The 7420-nt window shown below is 61.2% G+C and carries 7 protein-coding genes; 3 read left to right on the top strand and 4 right to left on the bottom strand.

The genetic code is table 11. From position 1 onward, the window contains the following. From INT29_RS19610 to INT29_RS19625, 4 genes are all read right to left on the bottom strand, one after another. Window positions 1-251 (bottom strand): transposase (locus INT29_RS19610; protein WP_226842273.1); only part of this gene is annotated, 251 nt, incomplete at its 3' end. Window positions 252-604: 353 nt separating this feature from the next. Then, on the bottom strand, window positions 605-898 hold the full coding sequence (locus INT29_RS19615) for a hypothetical protein (protein ID WP_101570666.1): 294 nt from the start codon (window positions 896-898) through the stop codon (window positions 605-607). 94 nt (window positions 899-992) lie between these two features. After that, window positions 993-2525, bottom strand: a complete 1533-nt coding sequence (locus INT29_RS19620; protein WP_101570664.1) for a hypothetical protein — start codon at window positions 2523-2525, stop codon at window positions 993-995. 47 nt (window positions 2526-2572) lie between these two features. Further along, window positions 2573-3019 carry a hypothetical protein gene (locus tag INT29_RS19625; protein WP_226842275.1) on the bottom strand — a complete coding sequence of 149 codons (447 nt, stop codon included), beginning with the start codon at window positions 3017-3019 and terminating at the stop codon, window positions 2573-2575. A 274-nt stretch (window positions 3020-3293) separates the two neighbouring features. On the opposite strand from INT29_RS19625, the gene INT29_RS19630 reads away from it, so the two are divergent. The 3 genes from INT29_RS19630 to INT29_RS19640 all read left to right on the top strand — a co-directional run bounded on the left by INT29_RS19630 (window position 3294) and on the right by INT29_RS19640 (window position 7290). After that, window positions 3294-4502 (top strand): acetyl-CoA C-acetyltransferase, encoded by a 1209-nt coding sequence (locus INT29_RS19630; RefSeq protein WP_101570662.1) that lies wholly within the window; start codon window positions 3294-3296, stop codon window positions 4500-4502. A 1-nt stretch (window position 4503) separates the two neighbouring features. After that, the gene (locus INT29_RS19635) at window positions 4504-6681 is read left to right on the top strand and encodes a 3-hydroxyacyl-CoA dehydrogenase NAD-binding domain-containing protein (protein WP_101570659.1); all 2178 of its coding nucleotides are present in this window, start codon (window positions 4504-4506) and stop codon (window positions 6679-6681) included. A 180-nt stretch (window positions 6682-6861) separates the two neighbouring features. After that, window positions 6862-7290 carry an alcohol dehydrogenase catalytic domain-containing protein gene (locus INT29_RS19640; RefSeq protein ID WP_226842277.1) on the top strand — a complete coding sequence of 143 codons (429 nt, stop codon included), beginning with the start codon at window positions 6862-6864 and terminating at the stop codon, window positions 7288-7290. Window positions 7291-7420 lie beyond the last annotated feature (130 nt).

Consider the following 7420-nt stretch of genomic DNA (forward strand, 5'->3'; position numbering starts at 1 on the left):
CGGCGCAGGACCTCGTTCTCCTGCTCAAGCAGACGATTGCGCCGACGCATCTCTCGTAGTTCGGCGGACTCGTCGCTGGTGTTGCCGGGTTTGTTGCCGGCATCGATTTCTGCTTGGCGGAGCCATTTGTTGATGGTGCCTTCGTGGACTCCGAAGTCCTTGGCGATCTGTCCGATCGTCGTCTTGGAATCCCTGGTCTGGACGACGCGGATGACGTCGTCGCGGAATTCTTTCGGGGAGGGCTGTGGCATGATGTCTATCCTTCCAGGCTTGCCTATGAACAAGCCAGATCAGATGTCACCTAACCCTGCATCAGTCCCTTGTCCCCAATGGTGCGACCGTGTACGTCGAACAGACTGTCGCGGTGAACGGGCTATGAGCACCGTCGACAAAACCGGGTGGGATCCCGACAAATGCCAAGCCACGTCAAAGAAGCGCGGCGACCAGTGCAAGAACTACCCTGTCCGCGGCCTACGAGTGTGTCTGCGCCACAGCGGAGGCTCCAAGGATGCCCGCGCAGCAACGACCATCTATCGAAAGCTCCAGGGGGCATCAAATCAACCACAGCACCGGGATCGCTACTTTGTAGTGGCGCGAGTTCCTGTCACTCGCCTCGCAGCTCACCCCACGCGAAGTAGGACTCAGCAACATCGTCCTGGACATCATCGAAGAACTGTTGACCGACGCTCTCGACACTGAATCCATTCCCATGCGGCCGAACGATGGGGTAGAACACGTCGCCACCTACGGTGATCCGGTAGATCAAGTCTCGGTCAGAGCGGACCAGCCGTGCGTCGTCGATTTCTCCGGGCTTGAAGATTCGTTCGATCGTCGGCTTCACGAAAGTTTCCAAAAGCTCTTTATCAGTGCAGTTCTCGACATAGCGCTCGTCACCCATTCCGTCAGTCTATTGCGTGAGTTTGCCTCGCGGAACGGTTCCGGCGTAGGGGCGAGATTGCCATGAGTATCGACTGGATTCGGCCACGGGGTATCTATGACCGCTTGATCTGAGTGCTGAATCTCCGGTCGAAGGCACTGGTCACGGCGAAGCTTCCAATCAATGCCGCGACAAGGATGACCAGCAGAACCAGCAGCGTCGGCACCAGTTCGCCCACCAAGTGTCTGTTCCCACTGATGAATATCGTGACACTGGACGACGGGCCCGGGTGGCTCGGGTCGAGCAGATTCGCCGCTGTGTTCCAGACAGTTCCCCAGACAACAGCGCCGACAGCGATTACGACTCCGGCCAGCACCCCCAAAGTGTCAGTCACGGCGAGAATGACAATAGCCATGGTCAGACAGACAAGACAGAGTAGCCCGATGATCGCGATCAGCCGCAGACTCGGGTAGGCGCCGAGGCTGTCGACGATGCTTCTCCCCGGCAATACAGCACTCACGGTGGCAGCCGTTGTCAGCGCGAGTGTCCCGGCGGCGGCCAGCCCGAATTTCTGGCTCAGCAGCGTTCTTCTGGGGAATGGTCTCTGAGGTGACAGTGATCGCCATGGCCCGATGATCGCGACCTGCAGTCCCGCCGCCCGATTGACGGTCGCCGATGACAGCATGGCCAAAGTGACCGCGGCGAGAATGAGTGCACCGAAGATCGCGGAGACTCCGGCGCTGATCGACGACTGTGGAGCGTGCGATTGGGATGATGTGGCATCTGTGTCGGAGGACGTGTCGGCGGGACCAGAAGGCGAGGAAGCTGCCGCGACTGGCGCCGAGGACTGCGAACCTGGCTGAGGGCTCTCCCCATCAGATCCTTCGCTGAAGTAGTCGACGGCCGGTGGTCCGCTGACTTTCTCAATCTTGATGTCGAAGGGGCGCTCGAAGGCGCGTTGGGCCTGTTTCGAAGTACGTGGGCAGGCCTGCTCCCCGGTCTCGCATCCGAACTTCTGGGCGACGATGCGAATCTGCTCGGAGACATGCTCCTCCGCTTGGCGGATGACCTGGTCCCGGTACTGGTCGAGGATGAACTTGTCTTCGTTCAGTGCCTGCGGACTTGCCAGGATGGTGATCGTATAGCGCGGGGCCTCGATGTCACCGCGGTAATACGCTCTGATGCCATCGATGACCTGCGGGGTGAGGTCCTTCGGCAGCACAACTGCGAGCACCGAAGCCCCATCCTCCACCTGAGCCCGGGCGGCCTTAGGCGAAAGCTCGCGTTCAGCCGTAGAGAAATCGGGAGCGACCGCGCCCTGCTCGAGCCTGGTGAAGAACTCATCGGAGAACGAGAGGTAGTCCGTCATTGCGCTCTGGATCGCCGGCATCTCCCGCGGTTCGTCGTCTGTGCCGACTGCGATCGAGAAATTCGGAGGCGAGCTTGGTTGCTGTTCCGCTGTGGTCGGAGCAGGGGCCGGCGTCTGGCCCTTCTCTTCGGCCCCCGCCCGTTCGATGGCGCCGAAGAGAGGAATGAGGGCGGACAGCGCTATGACATACACGCAAAGCGAGGCCATGATCGGCCAGAAATACATCCAGCCTGTCTGTCCCCGGGACAGAATCGAGGTCACTGCGAAGAATCGGCGCATGCTTCATCTTCCCACCGACCGGCGATTGTTCTACGCCCGCAGGCGGCCTACTTCTTCTTGGGCTTGAACGAGGTGGAGCATTTCCAAGTCGTCTTGCCCTTCTTCGCCACTACAGTCACCGACACCTTTTTGCCTGGAGTCGCTCCCGAAATGTAGTACTTGAGGTTCGCGGCACCCTTCTTCGAAGCAGTCGCCTTCTTCTTGGTCTTCGTCGTCTTGTAGTGCGCGGTCGTGGTGACCTTGGCCTTCGCGCCAACCTTGGAAACCTTGATCACGGTATTTGAGTACTGCCGCGGTTTCGCGATCGACATCTTCGCCGCACACTTCTTCGTGGCAGCCTCGGCGGGAGGGGCATCGAGCACAATTGGGCCCGCGAGCAGTCCGACAGCCAATGTCAGCGCGAGGAATTTAGATCCCATCCGCGAGCGCGCAGGACGGGCAGAAGTAGGCGCAGTTGAAGCCGATGTGAATCGGGCAGGAATGATCTCGGTCATGGTTCTCCAGGAAACTAAGAGTGTTAGGTTTCATTAGTATAAGCACTTCGCCCGTGGTTTAAAGGTCACAGAATAGTCACGCCCCGTGAGTGCTCCGTCACAGTCACTGCAGCGTGTTTCCGTGTTGACCATCACACGCAACTGGTATTGAATGGGAGTGCGAATGTTACTGAACGATCGATTAGCCAGTGAGGCTGAGCGAGCGTCATTGACGTATCCACGGCCGAGATCACGAAACCGATCATCGGCCGTTCTCTAGGACTGTGAGGAACAGATGAGCGAAGCGTACATCTACGACGCAGTGCGCACACCGCGCGGAAAGAACCGCGGTGGAGCCCTACACAGCGTCAAACCAATCGATCTCGTGACAGGGCTCATCGATGCCCTGCGCGAGCGTAACCCCGATCTCGACGACAAGGCGATCGACGACATGGTCTTGGGCGTCGTCTCGCCCGTCGGCGAACAGGGCGGAGACATCGCTCGCACCGCGGCTCTCGTCGCGGGTCTCGATGAATCCGTCGCCGGCGTTCAGATCAACCGATTCTGCGCATCCGGGCTCGAAGCGGTCAACATCGCTGCACAGAAGGTCGGCAGCGGTTTTGAGAACCTCGTCCTAGCAGGCGGCGTCGAATCGATGTCGCGTGTTCCCCTCGGCTCCGACGGAGGCGCATGGGCACAGGATCCGACGACGAACTTCGACACCTACTTCGTGCCCCAGGGCATCAGCGCCGACCTCATCGCGACCACTGAAGGATTCAGCCGCACCGACATCGACGAATTCGCTGAGGAGTCACAGAAGCGCGCCGCCAACGCCTGGGAAAACGGCTACTTCGAGAAGTCGATCGTCCCCGTCAAAGACCTCAACGGTGTGACCCTGCTCGACACCGATGAGCACATGCGCCCCGGTTCGACGGTGGAGTCGCTGGCGAAGCTGTCCCCAGCCTTCACCAAGGTCGCCGCGCAAGCAGGCTTCGACGAGGTTGCTCTTCAGAAATACCACTGGGTCGAAGAGATCGACCACGTCCACACCGCCGCGAACTCCTCGGGAATCGTCGACGGGGCCAGCCTCGTCATCATCGGCGACGCCGAGGTGGGACAGACGATGAACATGAAGCCGCGGGCTCGCATCGTCTCCACTGCCGTCACCGGATCCGAGCCGACCATCATGCTCACCGGTCCCACTCCCGCGACGCAGAAGGCGCTCGACAAGGCGGGCCTGACCGTCGATGACATCGACCTGTTCGAGCTCAACGAAGCCTTCGGCGCAGTGGTCCTGAAATGGATGAAGGACCTCAACATCCCGCATGACAAGGTCAACGTCAACGGCGGAGCAATTGCCATGGGACACCCGCTGGGTGCTACCGGTGCCATGATCCTCGGGACCGTCCTCGACGAGCTCGAACGTCGCGATCTCAAGCGTGGTCTCGTCACGCTGTGCATCGGCGGCGGAATGGGCATTGCGACGATCATCGAAAGGGTCTGACATGACGAACACTGAAACGACTTCAACTGCATACTCGCATTCCACCGACTCCGACGGAATCGTCACAGTCGTCATCGACGACCCGAATTCCAAGGTCAACACGATGAACGACCATTTCAAGGCTGCCTTCGAAGGCACCGTGGAATGGCTCGAAGCGAACGTCGATGACATCTCCGGCGTCGTCCTCACCTCGGCGAAGAAGACCTTCTTTGCGGGCGGTGACCTCAACAAGCTGCGTGCGGCCGACCCTGAGAACTCGGAAGCCGAAGCCGCACTGACCAACCACATGAAGACGGTCATGCGTCGCCTCGAAACGCTGGGCAAGCCCGTCGTCGCAGCCATCAACGGTGCCGCACTCGGAGGTGGCCTCGAGGTCGCCCTCGTCGCGCATCACCGCATTGCAGCGGAGGACGTCTCCAGCCTGCGCGTCGGATTCCCCGAAGTCTCCTTGGGTCTCCTGCCCGGTGGTGGTGGTGTAGCCAGGGCCGTGCGCCTGATGGGCCTCCAGAACGCACTGCAGAAGGCCATCCTGCCCTCGACGAAGTTCAAGGCAGCCGACGCTCTCAAGCTCGGCCTCATCGACGAACTCGCTCCGGTGGCCGAACTCGAAGCACGCGCCAAGGACTGGGTCAAGGCCAACCCCGAGGCGACTCAGCCCTGGGACGTCAAGGGCTTCAAGATCCCCGGCGGAGCACCCACCTCACCATCGCTGGGTGCGATGCTGCCCGCGCTGCCGGCGCTCCTGCGCCGTCAGACCAAGGGTGCGCCGATGCCCGCTCCTCGCGCGGCCATTGCCGCCGCCGTCGAAGGTGCCTACGTCGACATCGACACGGCACTGGCAGTCGAAACCCGCTACTTCGTCCACCTCACTCACACGCCGGTGGCGAAGAACATGATCAAGGCGTTCTTCTTCGATCTCGGACACATCAACTCCGGCGGCTCGCGTCCCGATGGCTTCGAACCTCGCCAGGTGAAGAAGCTCGGCGTCCTCGGCGCCGGAATGATGGGTGCCGGCATCGCCTACACCGCAGCGAAGGCCGGCATCGACGTCGTCCTCAAGGACGTCGAGATCGAAGCCGCCGAACGTGGCAAGGCCTATGCGGCCAAGCGTGAGGAATCGGCACTGGCCAAGGGCAAGACGAGCGAAGAGAAGAGCAAGGCTGTTCTAGACCGGATCACCCCGAGCGCCTCGGTTGAGGACTTCGCCGGAGTCGACTTCGTCATCGAGGCGGTCTTCGAGTCCGTGCCCGTCAAGCAGCAGGTCTTCAGTGAGATCCAGGACATCGTCGAGTCCGACGCAGTCCTTGGTTCCAACACCTCGACCCTGCCGATCACGGAACTGGCCACCGGTGTGAAGCGCGATTCCGACTTCATCGGCGTCCACTTCTTCTCACCCGCTGACAAGATGCCCCTGGTCGAAATCATCCGTGGTGAGAACACTTCAGATGAGACCCTGGCGCGCACCTTCGACCTCGTGCAGCAGATCAAGAAGACCCCGATCGTCGTCACCGACTCCCGCGGATTCTTCACCTCCCGTGTGATCGGAACCTTCATCGCCGAGGCTGTCGCCGCCGTCGGTGAAGGAGTGGAGCCGGCAACGGTGGAGCAGGCAGCACTGCAGGCCGGTTACCCGACCGGCGCTCTGCAGCTGCTCGATGAACTGACGCTGACGCTGTCGCAGAACATCCGAAAGGAAACCGAGGATGCAATCACAGCCGCAGGCGGAACGCCAGAAGGCCACCCCTCAGACGGCGTCTTCGACTGGATGATCGAGCAGGGGCGCACCGGACGCAAGGACGGACGCGGCTTCTACGACTACGACGAGAACGGCAAGCGCGCCAAGCTGTGGCCCGGTGTGCGTGAACACTTCAACTCCGGTTCGGCGACGCAGCCTTTCGAGGACCTGCAGGAGCGGATGCTCTTCGCCGAGGCGATCGAGACGATCAAATGCCTCGACGAGGGTGTGCTCACCTCGGTTCCGGATGCGAACATCGGTTCGATCTTCGGAATCGGCTTCCCGGCCTGGTCCGGTGGCGTGCTCCAGTACGTCAACCAGTACGAGGGCGGTCTGAACGGATTCGTCGAACGTGCCAAGGAACTCGCCGCGACCTACGGCGATCGCTTCGCGCCACCTGCCTCACTCGTTGAGCGTGCTGCAGCGAACAACACGTACGAATAGGACTGTCACCGGGTCACTCCGCTGACACAGTCACGGCACTGGGCCGGGTCGGAATCAACCGGCCCGGCCCAGTGCCGTTGAACCTTATAGGAATAGCAGTCGCTGTCATCGTGTTCTGTTTGTGGCAGGCCGGTGACGGCCACGCCTAAGACATGTCGTCCCTTCGAAAGGTCCTCACACATGCGTGCAGCAGTCTATGACCAGTACACCGATGACTTCAGCGACATCACGGTTCGCGACGTTGAAGACCCGAAGGTTCCGCCGGCATCCGTGCTCATCGAGGTCCGCGCCGCGGGAGTCAATCCGGTCGACTGGAAGCTCGTCGGCGGTCACCTCGATCCGGTCATGCCGACCCAGTTCCCAGTCACCCCCGGCTGGGATGTTGCCGGAGTCGTCATCGGACTCGGTTTCGACACCCCGGAATTCTCCATCGGCGATGAGGTCATCGCCTACGCCCGCAAGGACGTACTCGGAGGCGGCACATTCGCTGAGAAGGTCGCGGTCCCCGTCCACGCGGTCACCGCCAAGCCGAAGAGCCTCAGCTGGGAACAGGCGGGTGGACTGCCCTTGGCCGGCCGGAATTTTTCAAGTCAAGCGGTACCAGGGTGAGTGAGGCAGTGGTTAGGCTGCCTCTGTTTCGGTGCCCTCCTTTGGTTGGTTGATCCATGCCGGTCCGGGTAGGGCCAGGATCTTGGGATCGGTGGCCTTGCTGAACCTTTGGGGGTGTTTGGCCCGCGCG

The organism is Brevibacterium sp. FME37, assembly GCF_014897485.1.
Classification (GTDB): Bacteria; Actinomycetota; Actinomycetes; order Actinomycetales; family Brevibacteriaceae; genus Brevibacterium.

What these genes read in the sequence shown, in the direction of transcription:
- INT29_RS19615 (WP_101570666.1), bottom strand. Translation starts at nt 898, where the DNA reads ATGGGTGACGAGCGCTATGTCGAGAACTGCACTGATAAAGAGCTTTTG.
- INT29_RS19635 (WP_101570659.1), top strand. Translation starts at nt 4,504, where the DNA reads ATGACGAACACTGAAACGACTTCAACTGCATACTCGCATTCCACCGAC.
- INT29_RS19640 (WP_226842277.1), top strand. Translation starts at nt 6,862, where the DNA reads ATGCGTGCAGCAGTCTATGACCAGTACACCGATGACTTCAGCGACATC.
- INT29_RS19630 (WP_101570662.1), top strand. Translation starts at nt 3,294, where the DNA reads ATGAGCGAAGCGTACATCTACGACGCAGTGCGCACACCGCGCGGAAAG.
- INT29_RS19625 (WP_226842275.1), bottom strand. Translation starts at nt 3,019, where the DNA reads ATGACCGAGATCATTCCTGCCCGATTCACATCGGCTTCAACTGCGCCT.
- INT29_RS19620 (WP_101570664.1), bottom strand. Translation starts at nt 2,525, where the DNA reads ATGCGCCGATTCTTCGCAGTGACCTCGATTCTGTCCCGGGGACAGACA.